The sequence below is a fragment of the Taibaiella koreensis genome, from assembly GCF_003545715.1.
Taxonomy (GTDB): Bacteria; Bacteroidota; Bacteroidia; order Chitinophagales; family Chitinophagaceae; genus Taibaiella; species Taibaiella koreensis.
The window spans coordinates 490,034-510,334 of the sequence record NZ_QVNU01000004.1 but is presented as its reverse complement, the minus strand read 5'-3'; the positions used below and the strand labels follow the sequence as shown (position 1 = coordinate 510,334).

Below are 20,301 nucleotides of genomic sequence, written 5' to 3'. Positions count from 1 at the left end.
CCACAAAAAAATTTGTTTAAAGAGAAACCCCGGACGCGTTAGTGCACCGGGGTTTCTTTTTAAAAACTCTTTGTAAAAAAGCTACTGTTATTAACACCTGCTATTGCTTGGTTACTTTCTGCGTGCCGATCCTTTGTCCGTTTAGGGAAGTCGTCAGCATATAAGTTCCCGGCGCCAGCTGAGCTAGGTTGTCTGTGCTGATCTGGCAGCTGCCTTTTTTGCCAATGGTCTGGTATTGCCACAGCTGGCGGCCGGTAATGTCTGTCAGGCTTTGCAGCAGCTGGCCATCTTCCTTGAGGAAAAGATTGGTTGTGATCTTGTCCCGGAAGGGATTGGGATAGGTGTTGATCCCGGTTTCGCTGCTGTGTGCCTTCAGGTGGTTGCCGCACTCGGGATGCAAGGTTACCGGCGCCTGGCCTTTGAATGCAACATCGTTCCATTTGTGGAAGGCGTGGTGGAATCTGCCTTGTGCCGTTTGGGCATTGGCATCATAATAAGTGGTGTACAGGAAATTGGCATGCTCACTGTTCCGGCTGAAGGCAATGCCCGGCTTGATCGCCAGGATGTCGGCCTGGTAAGGATAGCTATAGTAAGGATACACCTGGGGCGTGTACGCATCTGGAAGCGCAAGGTAGTCGGGCTTACTCAATAAGGTCGTTCCGTCCTCCGTCATTTCCAGGGCGATGTAGCCGTTAAAGCCGCTCAGGTCTGTAGCATACCAGCCCACCGTAATTTGTCCGCTACGGCCATCGACGGTACCTGCGCCATAATACAGCGCAGGAGAAAATACCTGGTGCTGGGGAAGGGTAGAAGCATTACCCAGTACACCGGAATTAACGCTTACGGTTACCGGCGCCGGCAAGGTATTATACTCTCTCAGCCGGACAAATATATTGCTGCCATCGCTATAGGTATATGCCCAGTTTTCCTGAGGATGATGATCGGGGCAATCCAGTATGATCCTTGACTTTGGCGCTCCGCCGATAACATTGATATCTTCAAGCGAAAGCGTTGCGCTGGCTGGTCCCGTCATCAGGGAGGTCCAATGTGCCGCCGATTCAACTATAGCACTGAGTTTTGGATCGTAATAAGCATAATGAACATTCAGGTCGTTGCCGCTGTGGCTGAAGGCAACGTCTGGTCCTGTGGCCAATTCCGTACCGGTTAAGGTAACGATCGGCCCCCAGGCTCCGCCGTTTCCCATCATGGTCTGCAGGCCTATTCCCTTGTTCTCCCACACAATGGCTACACCATATTGTTTATGGCAATCCATGCGGATGCGCCCGTAGTCGGCCGTATTGTGCGACAGCTGCGTCGAAGATTTCAGGACCACAGGGTTGGTGGTGGAAGAAGTAAGATCGTAAATGTCTAAATAATGATCATGTCCCCAGGCATAGGCCACCAGGAGATTCATATTGTTGGTATACGAATTCCATACAGCGCCCACCTGCATGTCCACAACATCCATGTAGAGAAACGAGCCCTGGTAAACAATAGCGGAAGGATCTCCGGGATGGCTGAACTGGTAAACGAACTGTCTCGCAATGGGACTGCCGCCGTCTGACAGGTACAGGTCAATATCGCCGAAGCCGGTCGGAATATTGGGTAAGGAATAGTTGGTAGTAGAGGTAGCTGTTTCGAACGGATAGACTCCGTTGTAGACAAACTCAGGCGCCGAGGATGGAACGAGCGACTGGGCCCGGAGTGTAGCCATGGGGGCGGCCAGGAAAGGTAATGATAGCGTTAAAATTAATTTTTTTAAAGGTTGATGCATCAGAAATGGATTTAAATGAAGAGAAATAAAGAGCACCTGTTTTGCTCCCGGCAATCATGATAGCATAGCCAATGCTTCTTCGTGATGGCTGTAAGGTGTGCCCGGCCTCCTTCCGCGGTAGTTTGACATTTGGTTGTATAAAAGCCCGTTGATAACAAAGCTTCTCGTAAAGATGCTTGCTGCATTTCACTTTTCTTACGTGTTTTTGAGGAACAGCAGAATATTGTTTATGAGCCGGAAGTATAGTTTTTTTGGTAATGAAAAAGGAGGGCAGGGGAAGCGCAGCCCTGTAATTTTTGGGTGCACCGGCAGAAGATTGCAGGCGATCAAAAAATAAGGGACCGCCCGTAAACCAGGCAGTCCCTTATCTCATGACTAAGTATGTGGTATTCTATTGTTGCAGCATCAGCTCGCTGATATATTTTACAGGAGCGCTGCCATAGCTCAGGAATTGCTCGTGGAAAGCGCGCAGGTCAAACTTTTTACCCATACGTTTTTTCAACGTTTCCCGCAGGTCGTAGATCGCCTGGTAGCCGCTGTAGTAGCTGGTAAGCTGTACACTGGTTACACTGACGCGCTTCCATTTACCCTCGGCTTCGGCCTGTTGCTGGAAAGCTTCTTTGGTCAGCAATCGTAAGGCCTCGTCTTTGCTCATCTGGCCCGCATGCACGCTATAATCCAGGATGGTGTTGCACACCGTACGCAGGTGCCATTTATACCACATCAGCCACATTTCCGGCTCATTGTTACCGTAACCGTTTTCGAGCATCATCTGTTCGGTATATACGGCCCAGCCCTCAACCATAGCGCCATTGCCCAAGATCGATTTGATAATACTGGGCGAACGGTTGGCATATACCAGTTGGGTATAATGACCAGGTATTGCTTCGTGGATATTCAGGATCTGCAGGATGTAGTGATTATACTCTCTCAGGTAGCTTTCCGCTTTAGCCGCCGGCCAGCCTGCGAGGCTGCCTACGTTGTAATAGGTATTGCCGCCTTTGTCGTAGGGGCCGGGCGCGCTGATGGAAGCGCCGGCTACTCCCGCCATATAGGCCGGCTCCTTACGTACCACCAGGGGTTTGGTAGAATCGATATACAGGAGGTTCTTTTCCCTGATGAAACGGATGAGCTCGGGAAGCTGCTTTTCAATAGCCGCCTGGAACCCATCGGGCTTCACATGGCTGGCAGACAATGTATCGATCATTTTGCCAATGAGCGCAAGGGTATCGGCCGGCTGTGCGGCGTCGCCAAAGTACTTCTTCCATAGCTGGCGGCTAATGCCGGCCATTTCGCCATGCAGGTATTGCTTGCGGGCCAGGGCGGCGGTATAGGTCTGCTCTGCCGTAAGCGACGACTGTATCTCGTATTTGAATTTATCGTCGTACAGGGCTTTGCCCAGCCGGAAATCGCGGGGGGTATAGCCTTTCCAGCTCCTGAGGTGGGCTACGTAGGCTTTTACCGCTGCAGCCGCGCGCTGGGCAGCTATACGCATGCTGTCTTTCTCCTGTGCGGACAAGTCTGTGTGCGCCAGGGAATCGATAAAGTCTTTGTCCAGTACGTAGAGGCCGCCTTCATTCTGATCTATTCCCAGCTGCTTCAGCTCTTCGACGGGATTTTTCAGCTGCTGCTTTGCCGCTTCGTAATAGGCGGGTATCTGCAATATCCTTTTGTAACAATCGGTTACCCGGTTTTTCAGCGGTGCATAATTCTCCGAAAGCATGAAAGCGATAAGGCCTGTCACGTTATAGGTAGCGGGGTTCCACTCGCCCTCCTTCAGGGACTGAAGACCCCATTGCCGGAACTTCAGGTAATTTTCGATCATGCGGTAATCTGTCTGATGCGATGGCGTGAGCAGGGCCGGGTCAAAGGCTTTAAGGCTGTCGAGCTGAGCCGAGACGAATGCCAGCGTTCGCTGTTTCGTTGCTTCGTCAGGTATCGTAAGCTGCGCGTCAAATTTATGATAGCCCATTTGCGTGGCCCATTCGGGTTCCTGTACCCATAACGCCGTTACAAATTGATCGCTATAGTTTTTGAAACCCGTGTTGACCGCATCGTCGGCAACGCTGCCGGACCTGTTGTTTTTGCTATCGGTACCACCGCTGTTGCAGGACATGAGCGCAATCAGGGGAAAGGAAAGGTATAAAAGTGTTTTCTTTATCATAAGCTGCAAATGAGATTATTGAATGAAATTCCGGATGTGACCATTGACGAGCTGCGCTTTTTCCCATTGCAGGAAATGGCCGCATTGGGAAATAATATGTACCTCGGCCTGTTGAAAGCGCTCCGCCGCTGTCTCGGCCAGCTTTTTGGTCGAGATGGGGTGAATGAACCGGTTGGGGATCAGGTTATCCCTTTCGCCAAACAGGATCAGCACGGGCCGGGCGATTGCACTCAGATAGTCAAATACCGGCTCGTCGAGCATCGCGTTAATGCAGCGGTCGATCATATAGCGGTAATGGTCGCGGTCCTGTAGCTTCATCAGGTCCACCAGCTGTTGCGTAAATGCCGGGGCATTATCGGGCATAATATAAAAGCTGTTTTGTATCGCCTTGCGGAGGCTGTTTTCCTCGTTGCTGACCAGGTCCACGAAGTACATGGTGTTGCGATACAGGCTTTTTTCCCATTCATTGAAGGTCTCGAAGCCAGCAGGTGCGCAAAGGATCAGTCCTTTAATCATTTCCGGATGCAGGTGCGCAAAGGTGAGGCATATCTGTCCGCCCATAGAATGACCGGCGAGATAAATATGCTTCAGCTTTTTTTTCTGAATAAAATCAAAGAGAGCTTCTGCAAAAAAATGCATGCTGTAAGGGTAGGACCCCGTGGAAGAGAGGCCGTTGCCGGGCAGGTCTATGGCAATGCAGCGATGGTACTGTTTCAGGTACTCAATATTGCGAACCCATCCCAGCAGCGAATGACCCAATCCATGAACGAAAAGGATAATGCTGTCTCCTTCGCCCTCATCTATATAAGCAACCTCTATGGCATCGTGAAGTATCTTCTGGCGTTGGACCGGGTAAGGGTAGCTGACGGTTACCGACATGAATCGTGAATTAGTGAACAATTATGCCTCAGGGGCAACGGGTGCAAATGTAATAAACGTGCCAGGAATTGCTCATTTCTTTTCTGTTGCGGCGTCGGGCATGTTGCGGCGGTACACTTTCCGGGGATAAAGAATGTAATACCACACAATAAAGCCCAGCGAGCTCAGCAGGATAAGGATGCTCAGGATCAGTGGCATCCCGGTGTGGCGGGTAACATAGCCTTCGAAGAAAGCGGCGACACATAATATCGGGATCAGGGATATTAATATCTTAATGCCGTCTTTCGCACCGCGTTTGAAGGACACCATACGGGAGTAGGTGCGTGGGAACAGGATGGAATTGCCCATGATCATACCGGCGCCGCCACCCAATATAATGGCGGATATCTCGAGGGTGCCATGAATGAATATGACCAGGATCGACCGGAAGCCGAGGTTGTGGGCAAAGAACATCTGCTCGAAGGTACCCAGCATCAGGCCATTGGTGAAGAGAATGTATAGCGTGCCTATGGAAAAGAATATGCCCAGGGTAAAGCTCATCAGCACTACCTTGATATTGTTCCAGGCAATGGTAAGGAACATGATGAATTCGTTCTGCGACTTATATACGCCGAAGGGATCACCTTTTGCGATATTTTCCTCGGTCATGTTGACGTAGCTGTCGCCCAGTATGCTGCGAACGAAACTGGGTTCCTGCCAGGACGAAAAGGCGCCCATGGCTACAAATGCCATAAAAAAGAGGAACGCAAAGAGCAGCACCTTACGGTTGTGGTAAAGAATAAGCGGAAGCTCCCTGCCGAAGAAAAGCAGCAGCCGGTTGCTTTTCTCCTTCTTATTCTTATATATGGAAAGATAAATACCAGCCGCGATGCTATTGATGTATTTAACGGTTTTGCTGAACGGATAATGCGTTTTGGCATATCCAAGATCGTCGACCAGGTAGGTAAAGCGTTTCGCCAGTTCGTCCGGGTCTTCGGTTTCCTGCTGGTAGCTATCCCAGCGTTCCTTATTTTGCTTGATAAATTGTCCTTCGCGCATGAAATAGTTCGGCAATTTTGCCGGCAAATTACGCCGGCCGGTGTACAGGATCAAATTTTTTAGTCTCACAGCCGGTCATCTGCCGGGACCAAAACGACATTACCTTGCTTTAAAGGTGATCGGGTAATACTTCCCCGCTACCCAGTAGTCGAGAAAGCTGGCATAGTACTTGCTTCCCGGATTGCCCGACTGTCCGCCCGGATATACCCCATAAGCCTCCAGCTTGCCGGGCTTCATCTTAACGATCATGCGCCAGCTCGGGCCATGATCGTGCTTCATCGCATTGATCGTATTGCCCCAGCCGCCGGTCTGAAGCGCCTCATAGCTGAACGCCGCCAGCTTGGCAAGATGGGTCACGGAGGTGTTTTTGACCAGGTACCAGGCTGCGCCGCCGCTGCTTTCCAGCTTCCTGATGCTATCCATTGTTTGCTTATAGCTAAGCAGCAGCATGTCCTTCAGGCCTTCCTTCTGAGGTGTGGTAATATCGTCGTAATATTTCGAAACGGAATCGTTCACCAGCAATTGCATGGTCCTTTCCGATGAGGGATACAGTTTGTCGGGAAAGTTGCGGAATTCGTCCTGCCATATGTCCTGGTAGAGCAAGGCGTACCATACCTGGAAGAAGGTGGCTTCGACACTTCCGGGGCTCAGCTCGTTGTGGTAGCCGGGCGAGGGACCGGTCTCCCTCAGGCTGGCAGGCGGCTTCATCAGCTCCGAAAGCTTGTAGGACAAATAGCTCCAGTTGTTATTTTGCAATGCCATCATTTGCGATACATCCTGCCTGAGGCTGTCGTTACCCAGAAAATGGTTAATCTCCCAGCTTCTGAATTCAGAAAAGTCGCCGTTGTACCAGTAGGGATAGCTATTGTCTGTTACGGCCTGGTTGGCGCTGGCCAGGTATCCTTGTGGTGGATTGAGCACATGCGGATTTTCTGCCGTGGGAATGGTATCGCCCCACAGGGTAGCAGATATATCCCCGCGCATAACGTATTTGCCCTGGTCTTTCCATTTGTTGATAAAGCGGCCTTGCCCCCATAGGGCAATATTACCGGCCCGGTCGGCATAAATAAAATTCTGGGCCGGGCATTCAAAGTAGCGGATGCCATTCACAAACTCACCGTAATTACGCGCACGGTTGTAACGATAGACGGAGAGCAGCTCGTTGGTAGCCCTGTGCGCCATCCAGGTCACCGCCAGCATCTTGCCGCTGCCTGAGGGCTCGGGAAAGCGCTCGTCGTAGAGCACCGGGCCATGGATGGTAAAGCGTATGGTATCGATAAAAGGTTGGTCTTTCCCTTTGATATAGATCGCCTCACGGCGTTCATTGAAAGGAACCTCCTTGCCATCGAATAGATACAGGCGGGAATCCTTGCTGATGATCTCGTAATAATCTTTAACGTCGCGGTAGTTATTGGTAACGCCCCAGCTGATGCTGTCGTTGAAGCCGATAATAATGCCGGGTGCGCCGGGGATGGAAACGCCATAGCAACTGATATCGGGGCCCGTGAGCTGCAGCTCGTACCATATGGAAGGCAGGTTAAGCCCCAGATGCGGATCGTTGCAGAGGATCGCCGCGCTGTCGGAAGTGCGCTTGCCGCTCAGCGCCCAGTTGTTGGAGCCGATACCGGATGCGCTCCGGAAGGCTGCGGCCGTTTTTCGACCGGTATCGGCCTGGTTGCGGCTGGTGTCGAAATGACTGAAAAGGTTGCCCGGTGGTACCGCCGGTACCGGCAAGGATGCAGCTGCAAACGCAGTGCCGGCCGGAATGACCGGTTGGTTGTCTTTTATCTTTTCGGGAAAAAGGTCGTCGAGCTCAGCGGCCGGCAGTGCGTCATGAAGATAGCTCATGGCAATATCGTCTACGCTGCCCGTAAGGTCGTCGGCCATGTATTTCAGCAGCAGTGCACATTTCAGGTTGGTCCAGGGTTCCGGTGCAAATCCCATCAACTTGTATTCCAGCGGGTAGTCGCGGTAGCGCAGCCGGCTGATGTACAAGTTTACACCCTTTGTATAAGCATCCAGCACTTTTTTTGTAGTAGGATCGGCTTCCATGGCTTTCAGCGAATTTTCTGCCGCCCATACCATGCCCTTACGCCGCTGTTTGCGGTCGAATGCAAAAGCTTTTTCCCCGGCCACCTCGCTTATCCTGCCGGCAGCGGCGCGGGTCTGCATGTCCATCTGCCACAAGCGATAGCAAGCATGCAGATAGCCTTGGGCCTTATACAGATCTTCATCGTTGGCCGCCCGGATATGCGGCACCAGTCGTTCGTCGAGGCTTACGCTTAACAAGCCCGACGACTTCCAGGGCAGGGAAGGAGGGCCCGTCTGTTCGACCGGATCGGCATTGGCCCAAAAACCTTTGACCGGGTCCATCAGCTTGCCGACAGCCGGAACGGAACCGGCCGGCCGGTCCAGCAAAATAATCCAGGCCAGGCAGCAGGCCAGCGCGAGTAAAAAGGTGAACAAACGCATATTGCAGTAAAGTTAATCATAAAGTTAAATATCTGGTGGTCCCCTCCCTACGATAATCATGTGTTCTTTGTGCAGCAGAAGCCCATCATGCCCGGTCTTCCTCATCGATAGGATAGCTTGTTAAAAAAAGGCGGGTATCATGGCTTCACCCTACATTTGTAACCATATCGACCGGCATGCGCGCACTATTGATCACATCGCTTTTTCTCTTCACAGGCATTGTATGGGCTTCGGCACAGAAAAAGGTATCGTTGAGCGGGTATATCAAAGACGCTTCGTCGGGGGAGAACCTGATCGGTGCTGCCATTTACGTTAAAGAGTCCCAGACCGGCATTACCTCCAACGCTTATGGCTTTTATTCCATTAGCCTGCCTGCCGACAGCTATAGCATTTCGGTAACCTACCTGGGTTACAATACGCTCACACAAACGGTGAACCTGATCGAGAGCAAAAGCCTGAACATAGACCTGGAACCTGAAGGAAAAGAAATGGAAGAAGTGGTGGTGAGCGATGAACGGAAGGACGAGAATGTACGGAGCACGGAGATGGGGACTATCAGCCTCAGCACGGAACAGATCAAAAAGCTGCCCGTCATTTTTGGCGAATCCGATATCCTGAAAGCGATCCAGCTACTGCCCGGCGTACAATCAGCAGGGGAGGGCAATTCGGGTTTTTATGTCAGGGGGGGCGGACCCGATCAGAACCTGGTGCTGCTTGACGATGCGGTGGTCTACAATACCGGCCACCTCTTTGGCTTTTTTTCGATATTCAATTCCGATGCCATTAAGAATACAACTTTGATCAAAGGGGGCATGCCGGCCAATTACGGCGGCCGCCTCTCATCGGTGCTGGATATATCGATGAAGGATGGCAATATGAAAGAATACCATGCCGAAGGCGGGATAGGGCTGATCGCATCCAGGCTTACGCTGGAAGGACCCATCGTCAAGGATAAAGGATCTTTTATGCTTTCGGGCCGCCGTACCTATGTAGACCTTATTGCGCAACCCTTTCTGAAAGGCGATACCAAAGGTTCGGGTTATTACTTCTACGATCTGAACCTTAAAGCCAACTATATCCTCGGCGCCCGCGACCGCCTTTACCTGAGCGGTTATTTCGGGCGCGACGTATTCCGCTTCAATAGCAGCGAGGGAACTTTTAAGGCCCATATTCCCTGGGGCAATGCCACCGGCACCTTACGCTGGAACCACCAGTTCAACGATAAGCTGTTTGTCAATACCACTTTGGTGTACAACGATTACCAGTTTGAATTCAACGGCTCCCAGAACGACTTTGATGTACGCTTCCACTCCGGTATCCGCGACTGGAACAGTAAGATCGATTTTGACTACTATACCGCTTTTAACCACCACATCAAGTTTGGATTGAACTATACCTATCATATGTTCACACCGAACCAGGTATCGGGCCGCAGCGGCGAAACCGAATTTTCACCCGATAATGCCCTTAAAAAATATGCGCACGAAGCCGGCATTTACCTGCTCGACGAATTTGACCCGGCACCCTGGCTTAAGGTAAACGCAGGTATACGCTATTCCTATTTCGGACAGGTGGGCCCTTATACAGCATATACCTTCGATGGCAACGGCAACCACCTTGACAGCACTAGGTTTGCCACCGGTAAGCTGGTAAAGGGATATGGCGGATGGGAACCCCGGCTCAACCTGCGCTTTGCCCTTGGTCCTGCCACCTCGATCAAGGCCAGTGTGAGCCGCAGCTTCCAGTATATTCACCTGGTATCGAATAATGGTACCACCTTACCTACCGATATCTGGGTGCCCAGCACGGCTATTGTACAGCCCCAGAAATCATGGCAATATTCGCTGGGCTTCTTCCGCAACTTTTTCGACAATGCACTGGAAACCTCAGTGGAGGTATACTACAAGGACATGCACAACCAGATCGAATACCGCTCGGGGTACACACCTACCTCTTTCCGCGATCCCGAGCTCGATTTTGTATTTGGCTCAGGCAGGGCCTATGGCGCCGAGTTTTTTATCAACAAGACTAAGGGTAAGTTTACCGGCTGGATCGGTTACACTTTATCCTGGACGAACCGCCTTTTTCCTGATCTGAACGATGGTGAACGGTTTCCTGCGAAATATGATCGCCGGCACGACCTGTCGCTGGTTGGCAGCTATACGTTTAATAAACGATGGACTTTATCGGGCGTCTTCGTCTTTGGAAGCGGCAATGCGATTACCCTGCCTACCGGCTACTATTTTATTGGCCAATCGCTGATCCAGGATTACAGCAAGATCAACCAATACCGTATTTTTCCCTATCACCGGCTCGATCTGTCGGTAATCTATACGCCCCGGGGCGACAAGCCTGCAAAGCGTTGGAAGGGTAGCTGGGCCTTTTCGGTTTACAACGTCTACAACCGCTTTAATCCTTATATCCTCTACGTATCGACCGATGGTAACCTTATCAATGGCGCCAGTGTCAAAGTGAAGCAGGTCTCCATATTTCCGATCATCCTCAGCATCACCTACAATTTCAGCTTCTGATACCAGCTTCCCGCTACTCCCGGCGGACCGGTAGCCGGATTTTGCAACGGGCTCAGGTTTAATATGCAGGACCCGGGAATATTTTCCGCTGTACTCCCTCGCCCTTTCGTTTGATCTTTATTACTATAATATAGCCCTTAGTAAGGACGGAAAATTGCTTCCGGATATACTTTTTTGGGTATATTCAAAAAAAGAAGAAGATGAAGTAACGTATCCCAATAAGGTGATGGTTAATTTATTATGCTATAACCACAAACGTACCTCCTGTAAAATGGGGCTTGCCTGCCGGTTTTGGATTGCGTAATCTTACAGCCTAGTGGTATTTTCCCGCTGGCCGGTAGTATTGCTAACATTTCGTTAGTAGTAAAAATAGTACGGAAATGCTACAACTCTGTAAATCCGGAATTGTTCTGCTTACGTATACCCTATGCATTGAAATGCACATCATGGAGGAGGAAATCTATAATAAGCAGATCACGGAGCTGCTGCGGAAGAAAAAAATGCTCATCGACAAGCTGAACGAGTTGCTGCATGTTGTCAATAGCCGCCGGCAGGAAAACGCGGGCGAAGCAGGCCATAAAGGCCGGCTTCATCCGGACGAAGGTGCGAGGGCGCCTTCCGAATAATATTCCCCGTCTTTTTATTCGGGCCCGGCTTCCAATCCAAGCATCCCATAGATCTCGCTGACATCAGCCATCAGAGCGGCGTCATCGGCGTATGCCCACAAGTGATCGTTACCCTTGTCGAAGCAAAAACGGATATAGCCGTAATTGTTGCCTGCAGCCTTCATATAGGTAAAAGAGCTCAGCTTTTCCAGGTTGATCACATCTCTCAGCTTTCCATTAAAGATCATCGGGTGGGGTGCTATAAATTTTGGCATTATTATTGCGGTAGTTTGAGGTAAACGGAATACCCTCCGTGGCTGGCCTGCCGGTTAAATTTGATCCCGGTACAGATCAGCATGAAGAGAGATAGTAAAGCTAAGCGCAACAGATCGTATTTAGGGGAAAACCGGTCAGTTCCCGGGAAAATTCCCCCTTTTTTATACAAATGTATCTAATGTTCGAAATTGGCTGGATATTTGTCTCCGGATTAATTGTATTGCCGCCACTCCTATGAAAGTTCGAAGTTGTAAACCCCTGCGCCGGATACTCCCCCTGGCATCCCTTTCTGTCCTTTTGTTTTCTTGTACTTCTTCCAAAAACGGCGATCACAGTGGCATCAGCGACCTGTTTTCTTCCGATTTTGTCGACAAGAAAGCCTTTGCTGCACAGCTGGGCAATAGCCTGATGCCTTTGCCGGCAGAAGACTCGGCCTTCCATGCGCGACTGCTGAATGAAAATGAGCTCAATGTCAGCTATGCTTACCAGCTGGGCGACAAGGAGCCGCTGTGGTTCAACGATAAGGGCGTTAAGAAAGCCGCCGAAGCCCTGCCGGAACAGCTGAACCAACTGTGGGACGAAGGGCTCGAGCCCGGAACGTATAAGGTAGGCTATATCCAGCAGGTGCTTAGCCTGCTGAAAAATAAAAAAGAAGGTTCTTTTCCTACGGATAGCATTGTCGCCTGGGACAAAGCGTTTACGGCTGCCTGGCTACAGGCAGCCAGAGACCTGTTGCTGGGCAGTAAAGCAATTCGCAAGGGCGATTCCCTCTGGTACGCGCGAAACGATACAGCTTTCAACGGTGCGGCCTACCTGGCGAAAGCGCTGAAAAGCAGCGACGATTTCCCGGCCTTCGACAGTTTCCGTCCCGATATGGCGGAATACGGGCAAATGAAAAAAGCCCTTGTACAATGGGAAAAGCTAAAGGAAGACAGCCTTTACCTGTCGGCTAAGCGCAGCCTGGCCATGGGTACAGCCGACAGCAATCTGGCCCTGGTGCTGGGAAAAGAGCTGGAAGGCATAACGACAGGGAGCAGCGATAGTCTCGATGAAACAGGTCGTCGCCTGGCGGCATACCAGTATTATCGTCAGCTGCGCATTACGGGCAAGCTTGACAGCGCTACCCTTACGAGCCTGAAACGCAGCCCCGACGATTATATCCATAACCTGCAGCTTAATATGGACCGCCTGCGTTCCTTACCACGGCAAGTGGGCGCCGAGCATGTATGGGTCAATATACCCCTTATGGAAGTAAATTACTACCGGGACAACGCCGTGAAATTTCACAGCAGGGTAGTCGTAGGAAAGCGGGCAAGGCAAACGCCTACGCTCTGGGCGCCTATGGCCAATGTGGTGTTTAATCCGCCATGGGGCGTACCCCCGACCATCCTGCGCAACGACGTAGGTCCGGGCGTCGGCCGCTCGGGTTCGGCTTACCTGGCGCGAAAAGGTCTGCGGGCCTACGATGCGCAGGGGCGCGACGTAACCGCATCTGTCAACGGTGCCAACTACCGTCGCTATTCTTACCGGCAGCCCCCGGGAGCGCACAACTCCCTGGGTGAAGTCAAATTCAACCTGCCTAATAAATGGGATATCTACCTGCACGATACCCCACACCGGGAAAATTTCAGTAGCAGGATGCGTGCGCTGAGCTCCGGCTGTGTGCGGGTGCAAAACCCCAAGCAATTGGCCGAAGCCATTCTAGAAGACCGGCAGTTTACTTCCGGAAAGATCGATTCGATTATCCAAACCAGGCGTACCCGCTTCGAGCAATTAAAGCGTAACCTGCCGGTCTATATCGTGTACATGACCGTTGCCTCCGACAGTACCGGCAACCAGTTGCGTTACCTCGACGACGTTTATGGCAGGGATGCCCGTATGAAGAAAGTGTATGGATACTGATCCTGTATCCAAGCAAGTCAGACCTGTTTATAAAAGGTAGCTCCGGAAGCAATATGATTATCTGACTATCCGGATATAGGAAACCAGCTAAAAATAGGAGCAATAAAGAAATGATCCTTTGGGTTAATGATTAAAATGTTGATCTATGATCCTATGCCCGGCGATGCTGTATTAAAGTTGCTATCTGCTTTTAAGCCCGGGTGCGCCGGCCACAAAAAACAGCGGAGCATTGTTTTTTTGCCGCCTTTTTTGGTTCTTTTTTGGCGGAGCAAAAAAGAAAAGATAGTAACACCAAACAAAAAGACGGGTAAAGCAAAGCGTCCCAGCTGGTACTTATAGACGTGCAAAAATTCGTTTCCTTTATCCGGATAGTCAATTAAGATTATTTCGGTTTGCTTAAAAACAGGCTGACTAAAAAACAGCAAAGTCAATTCATAAAAGATACAATAGCTTTGAACAAATAATGCTCATTTGCAATAAAGCGAATGAGCATTATTTTCAATGCCGGCAAACTATATTATCTTAATTCCATTGACATCAGTAGAATTATAATCACACAGTAAAAAGGAGATCAGAAAAGTTTAGGTCGTCGACACTACTGCCAGCAGGGCATCGCGGAAGCTATTGCCCAGTGGTATCTCGGCCTTGTCCATATCCAGGTGTATGATATTACCCTCGATTGCTCTGATAGCATTCAACGCGATGATATACGACTTATGCACGCGCATGAACCGGTTGGCAGGTAACTGCTCTTCCATGGCTTTCATGGTATGGTGCGTTACGATGGTCTGGTTGATCGTATGGATCTTCAGGTAGTCTTTCATGCCTTCGATATAGCGAATATCGGCATAGTTGACCTTGATCAGCTTACCATCGGCCTTGATGAAGAAGTAGTTTTTCTCCTGTGTGTTCACCTGGACAGGGCCCGGGCTATGGGCGGGGGCCATGGGCAGGCTGGTATCTTCCGGCAGAAGTGGGATATTCTTACCGCTATGGCTCAGCTGTGTAGCCGCTTTCTTCACGGCTTTCAGGAAACGGTCGAAGGGAATGGGCTTTAGCAGGTAATCTACTACATCGAGCTCATAGCCTTCCATGGCATATTCGGTATAAGCGGTGGTAAGGATCACTGCCGGCGGATCCTTGAGCGAACGCAGGAAGCTGAGTCCGCTCACCACGGGCATATTGATGTCTAGAAAAATAAGGTCGATCGTATTTTTGTGCAACGCTTCGAATGCCTCCATGGCATTGCTGCTCTGCTGCACCAGGTTGAGCGACGGGATCCTGGCTATATGTGCGGCGAGCACTTCCTGTGCCAGCGGTTCGTCATCTACGATGAGACAGTTAAGTTTCGGAAGATCGGTATGCATGTACGGAGACTAAAGGTATTTTGTTCTTTTTCCACCGTAAAGTTAAGTCCTGAATACAACAAACGCTGCAAATCCTGGTGAATTCTTTGGGTTTCAGCAGTAATGGCCTCTTCTCCTTCGGCACTGAGCTCTACGGCCACCTGTATTTCCTTTTCTTCCATGAGCAAGTACATCAGCAGCGACCAGGTGCCTCCGGGTTTGAAGGTGGCCAGCAAGGGTTCCGCAATATTGATAAGCGACAACGGCACAATCCGGGTATTTTCGATATCGCCTTCCGTTTCCAGGCTGCAGGTGTCTTCCTGCCCGGGTAGCACATTGTGCAGCCGCATCAGGTTACCCAGCTGGGCCAGCTCCTCGCCTAGCGGCACCAGCCGTTCTTTGCTCCGGTACAGCCGGTAGCGCAACACATCTGAAAAGCCGACCACCGAGTCGGGGGCATGTTCTCCCTGTTGTTCTTCCAGCGCAATAATACCATCGAGCGAACGTACCATAAAAGCGGGGTTCATCCTCGTTTTGAGCAGGTGTAGCTCGGTTGCCAGCTTCAGGCTCTGGTTTTCCGCGGTTTCCTTATCTGTAGAAATACCTTCCAGCAGCTCCATGAAGTAAAGCAGGCAGGCAAAGCCGATGAAGCCTGAAATAAACGTAAAGTAATGACGGACCACCGACTGGAAGGGATGCCCCTTATCCAGTACGGCCTCCATGCCGGGCAGGTAAGGTTTGGCCCATGTCTTGAGTCCTATATCGATAAGGGGAAACAAGGCCATCATCAGCAGCAGTATGGTCCAAAAGCGACGGTAACGGTTCAGTTTAAAGCAGTAGGGAATAAGATAGAGGCAGTAGAAATAAATAAAAACAAGAAAAGGGGCGGCGAGTCCCACACCTATGGTAAGGGTTGCGCTTAAAAGATGCAAATGCTTTACCGACTCCGCGATCTCAACGACACTGGCAAAGCAGAAAATAAGGATAAAGAGCACGTGCATCAGCCATCTGCCCCTGCGGAAGTAAATGCCCCTGTTCTTACGGATCAGCTCCTGCTCGATATAATTGTGAATGCTCATATTTACAGGACTAGGGTTAGGTAAACACTATAATCTTTAGGCGATTCGCTCAGGCGCAGCTTGTGGCGGCCGGGATACAGGATGGCGAGCCGGCGCTGTACGTTCCGGATGCCAATGCCGCTATTTTCCTTTATGGCGCGGCTTTGGTCTTGCTGACCGGCCGGGGGCTTACTGTTGATCATATCCAGCGACAGGGTATTGTCCATAAGCAATAGGTTGATACGGACAAAGGCATGGCTGATGCCGGCTTTGACGCCGTGCTTGAACGCGTTTTCGACAAAGTTGACCAGCAGCAGCGGTGCGATCTCTTTATCGCCCGGGTCCCCGGTCACTTGAAACTGTATATCGACCTGCTCTTGCTTGTTACGTACTTTTTCGAGGTTGATATAGTTCTTCAGGAAAGCGATCTCGCCGCTCAGGGGTACGGTATCTTTTTTGCACTCTTCCAGCATATAGATCATCAACTCCTTCAGCTGCCGGGTAATGAGCACGGCGTCCTCCGAGTGGCTCATCGTAAGCGAGTAGATATTGTTGAGCGTATTGAACAGGAAATGCGGGTTGATTTGCGTTTTCAGGAAATCGGTTTCTGCTCTCAGCTTATCGGACAGCACTTCACGATACCTGTTAAGACCGCGTTGCTGGTCGTAAAGGTCCATAAAGTAATAGAGAGAAAAAAAGAACATCGCCGTCACGCCACAAATGCTGGCAAAACCGATCACGGTCATGACTGTACTACTTTCCTCTATCTGTCTGCTCTTGCCGTTGGGCGATATGCCATAAGTAAAACCGGCGTAGACACCGGCAATGCCCAGGATGAAGACCCACAGGGACATATTGAGTATAAGCCCCAACCACAGGTATCGCCTTTTCTTCTTATGCCGCGCATAGGGAATAACATACAGCAGAAAGAAATAAACCATGATCGAGCCCAGCACCGAACCGATCAGAGAGATGAGCAGACCGGGCGGTTCCACAGCGGCGTTATTGATGGTAACTTTTGGATGGGCCATCGATTGACCGGCCCGGAATCCCAAGCTGAAATCTTCAAACACGTTAAAGCAGAGGTACCAGAGCGAAACAAGCCAGGCTGCGATATGAAACAGGTACCGCCTGTTGCCGAAAATGGTTTTCCGCTGCAGGGTCAGTTCTGTCTTTAATGCTTTATTGATCTTAAATGATGCCAAATTGAAAAAATAAATTCAGAACGAATATCAATGTCAAAGCTAATATGCGGGCGGGTTTTTACCCCGGATATTCGCTCCTTACGGGTTAATTTTCGACAAACATCGTCTTTCTTTCGACAAAAGCAGAATTCCTTTTGTAAGCCCGCTTTGTCGAATATTTGACGGCGCACGTCTAATAGTGGCAAAGAGAGCGAAATACCGGGGGTATGTTTGCATCATCAAAACGATACAACACAGCCCCATTTACCCTACCTGTACCGCCAACGCCCCTATAACCCTCTATCACCACAATTAACCCATAAGTACAAAAGACAATGAAAAACTTTCGCAACACATTCTTTTTCGCTTTCCTGCTGCTGACCGCCTTTGTTATGACCAATTGCAGCAAGGCTCATGCAGCCTCGTCGGTTAAGCCGGCAACGGCTACAGCACCCATACTGGTATACGAGCGTTCGCTCAATCCTACCATCGGCGTTACTGCCGACCAGGGTGTGGTTGGCAGCAGCTATAGTATTATCGACGGCAATGGGCGGACTGTCCTTACCGGCACCATACGATCGGGAAAAATGTTCCGGATCCCGACAGGCAGGTTGGGGAACGGTCAATACCGGTTACAGATCGGGAATCATATTTTGCAGGAATTTGTGATCCGTTAGCCCGGGCCTATCTAAATCGAAATGTATGCGGTACCTGACCTATTTTACAGAAGACAGACACCGGCTGGATATTACCAATTCCTGGCTGGGTGAAGAGAAGATCTATTATGATGGACAGCTGGTTTCCAGGCATAGCAGCTTATTTGGCAGTATGCACGAGTTTATGGTAGTTGAAAATGAGGCTGAGGCATGCTACCGCATCCTGATTGAATACAAATGGCCCTTGCGGATCGGGTTTGATATCTTCCGGAATGGGAAAGCGCTATTGTTATCCTGAGTGTTGAAAAGCCCTGTTCTTGCTGATACCTGGCCGGTTGGGGTATAGCAGCGATGCTAATATTTACCGGGTCATGTGGTTTTTCCCATAATCTGCTAACTTTAATGCCGTTCAACGAAATAATCGCTTTAGCAGCTTTGCGCAGCAGAAACCAGAAATACCTATGCATCAGAACCAGGACGCACCACTGATCCCCATGAAAGACTTCTTCCGCAACCCGGAAAAAAGAAGTTACCAACTCTCGCCCGATGGCAGGCATATCGCCTTTATGGCGCCTTACAAAAGCCGTATGAATATCTTCGTCCAGGAAATGGGTAAGCCCGACGCTATTGCGCACAGGATTACCAGCCAGGAAGAGCGCGATATCGCCGGTTATATCTGGGCCAACGATAGCCGTATCGTCTATGTAAAAGACAACGATGGAGACGAGAACTACCAGCTCTTCGCCGTTGGTATCGACGGCAGCAATCATAAAGCGCTCACGCCCTTCGACGAGGTAAGGGCCGACCTGATCGACGATCTGCCCGAACAAGATGACTATCTGATCATCGGCCTTAATAAGCGCAATCCGGAAGTGAGCGATCCCTACCGGCTCGATATCAATACCGGGGCGCTGGAGTTGTTGTACGAAAACCCGGGTAATATTACCGACTGGGAAACGGATCACGATGGTAAACTGCTGATCGCATCGACTTCCGATGGTGTTAATACTACTTTACTGTACCGGCCTGATGAAAATGAGGCATTCCAGGAAGTGCTGACTACCAATTTCAAGGAAACCTTATCGCCGCAGTTTTTCGATGCTCAAGATCATAATATCGTTTACGCAACCAGCAACCTGGGGAGGGACCGGTTGGCCGCTGTACGTTACGATATCGTCAATAAAAAGGAAATTGAAGTGCTGTTTGAGCATCCTGAGGTGGATGTGGATGGTATCGGTTATTCCCGCAAACGCAAAGTAGCCACTTCCATATTTTATACCGGTGACAAAACAGAATATCATTTCCTGGATAAAGAGGCCGAAACGCGGCGGGCGGAGCTGCGCCGGTTGATCGATCCCGACCTGGAATTCGGTATCGTTTCCATGAACAAGGATGAAGACAAGTTCCTGGTGGTTACTTATGATGATAAGACGAATGGCTCATATTACTATTACGACCGGAGTGCTCAAAAACTGAGCAAAATTGCGGACATCAGTCCCTGGCTTGATCGTACAGCTATGGCCGATATGAAGCCGGTACGCTATACCGCCCGTGATGGCGTGACCATTTATGGCTATCTCACGCTACCAAAAGGCGAGGCGCCCAAGGGCCTGCCTGTAGTCGTCAACCCGCATGGCGGTCCCTGGGCCCGCGACGAGTGGGGATTTAGTCCCGAAGTGCAGTTCCTCGCTAACCGTGGCTATGCCGTGCTGCAAATGAACTTTCGCGGTTCCACCGGCTATGGCCGCGCCTTTATGGAAAAGGCATTCAAGCAATGGGGACAAGCCATGCAGGATGATATTACCGACGGCGTGCAGTGGCTAATCAAGGAAGGTATCGCAGATCCCGCACGGGTAGCGATCTACGGCGGTTCTTACGGCGGTTATGCCACGCTGGCCGGTATTACCAAAACACCTGACCTCTATGCCTGTGCCATCGACTATGTGGGCGTATCCAACCTCTTTACATTTATGAATACGATCCCGCCTTATTGGGAGCCGTATAAGAAAATGATGTATGAGATGGTGGGCGACCCCGATGATGCTGCCGACAAAGTGATGCTGCACGATAACAGCCCGGTATTCCATGCCGCCAACATCAAATGCCCGCTCTTTATTGCACAGGGCGCCAACGACCCGCGTGTCAACAAAGATGAAAGCGACCAGATGGTAGCTGCATTAAAAGGCAGGGGCATCGCCGTGGACTACATGGTAAAAGACAACGAAGGACATGGTTTCAATAATGAAGAGAACCGCTTCGATTTCTATCGTACCATGGAGACATTTCTTGCACGTCATCTCGGCGGTCGCATGGAGCAATGATCTATCGATCTTTTGAAAAATTAGCATATCCGCAGCAAACGGAAGCCGCATATCTTCCGTCTATGCTTAACATAGCGTCTGTATCCTGATACGCA

15 protein-coding genes are annotated in these 20,301 nt (G+C 50.4%); 6 read left to right on the top strand and 9 right to left on the bottom strand.

Annotated elements, in window-relative coordinates; all coding sequences use genetic code 11:
* Positions 1 to 100: 100 nt before the first annotated feature.
* The 5 genes from DZK30_RS15925 to DZK30_RS15905 all read right to left on the bottom strand — a co-directional run bounded on the left by DZK30_RS15925 (position 101) and on the right by DZK30_RS15905 (position 8,327).
* Entirely contained in the window at positions 101 to 1,774 is a 1,674-nt protein-coding gene (locus DZK30_RS15925) for a T9SS type A sorting domain-containing protein (RefSeq protein WP_118975123.1), read from the bottom strand.
* A gap of 391 nt (positions 1,775 to 2,165) precedes the next feature.
* A complete protein-coding gene (locus DZK30_RS15920) occupies positions 2,166 to 3,938 on the bottom strand; it encodes a DUF885 domain-containing protein (RefSeq protein WP_205529466.1) in 1,773 nt (590 codons plus the stop codon).
* 15 nt (positions 3,939 to 3,953) lie between these two features.
* On the bottom strand, positions 3,954 to 4,817 hold the full coding sequence (locus tag DZK30_RS15915) for an alpha/beta fold hydrolase (RefSeq protein WP_118975122.1): 864 nt from the start codon (positions 4,815 to 4,817) through the stop codon (positions 3,954 to 3,956).
* 72 nt (positions 4,818 to 4,889) lie between these two features.
* A complete protein-coding gene (locus DZK30_RS15910; RefSeq protein WP_118975121.1) occupies positions 4,890 to 5,855 on the bottom strand; it encodes a stage II sporulation protein M in 966 nt (321 codons plus the stop codon).
* Positions 5,856 to 5,954: 99 nt separating this feature from the next.
* The gene (locus tag DZK30_RS15905; RefSeq protein ID WP_118975120.1) at positions 5,955 to 8,327 is read right to left on the bottom strand and encodes a penicillin acylase family protein; all 2,373 of its coding nucleotides are present in this window, start codon (positions 8,325 to 8,327) and stop codon (positions 5,955 to 5,957) included.
* A gap of 176 nt (positions 8,328 to 8,503) precedes the next feature.
* Between DZK30_RS15905 and DZK30_RS15900 the strand changes: the two genes are divergently transcribed.
* Positions 8,504 to 10,858 (top strand): TonB-dependent receptor, encoded by a 2,355-nt coding sequence (locus DZK30_RS15900; protein ID WP_118975119.1) that lies wholly within the window; start codon positions 8,504 to 8,506, stop codon positions 10,856 to 10,858.
* Positions 10,859 to 11,238: 380 nt separating this feature from the next.
* On the top strand, positions 11,239 to 11,484 hold the full coding sequence (locus DZK30_RS15895; protein WP_162903143.1) for a hypothetical protein: 246 nt from the start codon (positions 11,239 to 11,241) through the stop codon (positions 11,482 to 11,484).
* 14 nt (positions 11,485 to 11,498) lie between these two features.
* On the opposite strand, the gene DZK30_RS15890 is transcribed toward DZK30_RS15895, so the two are convergent.
* On the bottom strand, positions 11,499 to 11,738 hold the full coding sequence (locus DZK30_RS15890) for a hypothetical protein (RefSeq protein WP_162903142.1): 240 nt from the start codon (positions 11,736 to 11,738) through the stop codon (positions 11,499 to 11,501).
* Positions 11,739 to 11,973: 235 nt separating this feature from the next.
* Between DZK30_RS15890 and DZK30_RS15885 the strand changes: the two genes are divergently transcribed.
* Entirely contained in the window at positions 11,974 to 13,641 is a 1,668-nt protein-coding gene (locus DZK30_RS15885) for a L,D-transpeptidase family protein (protein WP_118975116.1), read from the top strand.
* Between the two features lie 581 nt (positions 13,642 to 14,222).
* Here the strand turns inward: DZK30_RS15885 and DZK30_RS15875 are convergent.
* From DZK30_RS15875 to DZK30_RS15865, 3 genes are read right to left on the bottom strand one after another with little or no spacing between them, the layout of a single operon-like run.
* Complete coding sequence (locus DZK30_RS15875) at positions 14,223 to 15,008, bottom strand: LytR/AlgR family response regulator transcription factor (protein WP_118975265.1); 786 nt, start codon at positions 15,006 to 15,008, stop codon at positions 14,223 to 14,225.
* Positions 14,969 to 16,066 (bottom strand): histidine kinase, encoded by a 1,098-nt coding sequence (locus tag DZK30_RS15870; RefSeq protein ID WP_118975114.1) that lies wholly within the window; start codon positions 16,064 to 16,066, stop codon positions 14,969 to 14,971. Before DZK30_RS15870 ends, DZK30_RS15875 begins: the two co-directional genes overlap by 40 nt.
* 2 nt (positions 16,067 to 16,068) lie before the next feature.
* Positions 16,069 to 17,250: a sensor histidine kinase gene (locus DZK30_RS15865; protein WP_118975113.1), complete on the bottom strand. Its 1,182-nt coding sequence runs from the start codon at positions 17,248 to 17,250 to the stop codon at positions 16,069 to 16,071.
* Positions 17,251 to 17,564: 314 nt separating this feature from the next.
* Between DZK30_RS15865 and DZK30_RS15860 the strand changes: the two genes are divergently transcribed.
* From DZK30_RS15860 to DZK30_RS15850, 3 genes are all read left to right on the top strand, one after another.
* Positions 17,565 to 17,906, top strand: coding sequence for a hypothetical protein (locus DZK30_RS15860; protein WP_118975112.1), 342 nt, complete (start codon positions 17,565 to 17,567; stop codon positions 17,904 to 17,906).
* Between the two features lie 25 nt (positions 17,907 to 17,931).
* The gene (locus DZK30_RS15855) at positions 17,932 to 18,183 is read left to right on the top strand and encodes a hypothetical protein (protein WP_118975111.1); all 252 of its coding nucleotides are present in this window, start codon (positions 17,932 to 17,934) and stop codon (positions 18,181 to 18,183) included.
* A gap of 163 nt (positions 18,184 to 18,346) precedes the next feature.
* On the top strand, positions 18,347 to 20,206 hold the full coding sequence (locus DZK30_RS15850; RefSeq protein ID WP_118975110.1) for a S9 family peptidase: 1,860 nt from the start codon (positions 18,347 to 18,349) through the stop codon (positions 20,204 to 20,206).
* Positions 20,207 to 20,301: the final 95 nt, after the last annotated feature.

Excerpts from the sequence above, each read along its gene's own strand:
- DZK30_RS15925 (WP_118975123.1), bottom strand. The coding sequence starts at position 1,774 with ATGCATCAACCTTTAAAAAAATTAATTTTAACGCTATCATTACCTTTC.
- DZK30_RS15920 (WP_205529466.1), bottom strand. The coding sequence starts at position 3,938 with ATGATAAAGAAAACACTTTTATACCTTTCCTTTCCCCTGATTGCGCTC.
- DZK30_RS15915 (WP_118975122.1), bottom strand. The coding sequence starts at position 4,817 with ATGTCGGTAACCGTCAGCTACCCTTACCCGGTCCAACGCCAGAAGATA.
- DZK30_RS15910 (WP_118975121.1), bottom strand. The coding sequence starts at position 5,855 with ATGCGCGAAGGACAATTTATCAAGCAAAATAAGGAACGCTGGGATAGC.
- DZK30_RS15905 (WP_118975120.1), bottom strand. The coding sequence starts at position 8,327 with ATGCGTTTGTTCACCTTTTTACTCGCGCTGGCCTGCTGCCTGGCCTGG.
- DZK30_RS15900 (WP_118975119.1), top strand. The coding sequence starts at position 8,504 with ATGCGCGCACTATTGATCACATCGCTTTTTCTCTTCACAGGCATTGTA.
- DZK30_RS15895 (WP_162903143.1), top strand. The coding sequence starts at position 11,239 with ATGCTACAACTCTGTAAATCCGGAATTGTTCTGCTTACGTATACCCTA.
- DZK30_RS15890 (WP_162903142.1), bottom strand. The coding sequence starts at position 11,738 with ATGCCAAAATTTATAGCACCCCACCCGATGATCTTTAATGGAAAGCTG.
- DZK30_RS15885 (WP_118975116.1), top strand. The coding sequence starts at position 11,974 with ATGAAAGTTCGAAGTTGTAAACCCCTGCGCCGGATACTCCCCCTGGCA.
- DZK30_RS15875 (WP_118975265.1), bottom strand. The coding sequence starts at position 15,008 with ATGCATACCGATCTTCCGAAACTTAACTGTCTCATCGTAGATGACGAA.
- DZK30_RS15870 (WP_118975114.1), bottom strand. The coding sequence starts at position 16,066 with ATGAGCATTCACAATTATATCGAGCAGGAGCTGATCCGTAAGAACAGG.
- DZK30_RS15860 (WP_118975112.1), top strand. The coding sequence starts at position 17,565 with ATGAAAAACTTTCGCAACACATTCTTTTTCGCTTTCCTGCTGCTGACC.
- DZK30_RS15855 (WP_118975111.1), top strand. The coding sequence starts at position 17,932 with ATGCGGTACCTGACCTATTTTACAGAAGACAGACACCGGCTGGATATT.
- DZK30_RS15850 (WP_118975110.1), top strand. The coding sequence starts at position 18,347 with ATGCATCAGAACCAGGACGCACCACTGATCCCCATGAAAGACTTCTTC.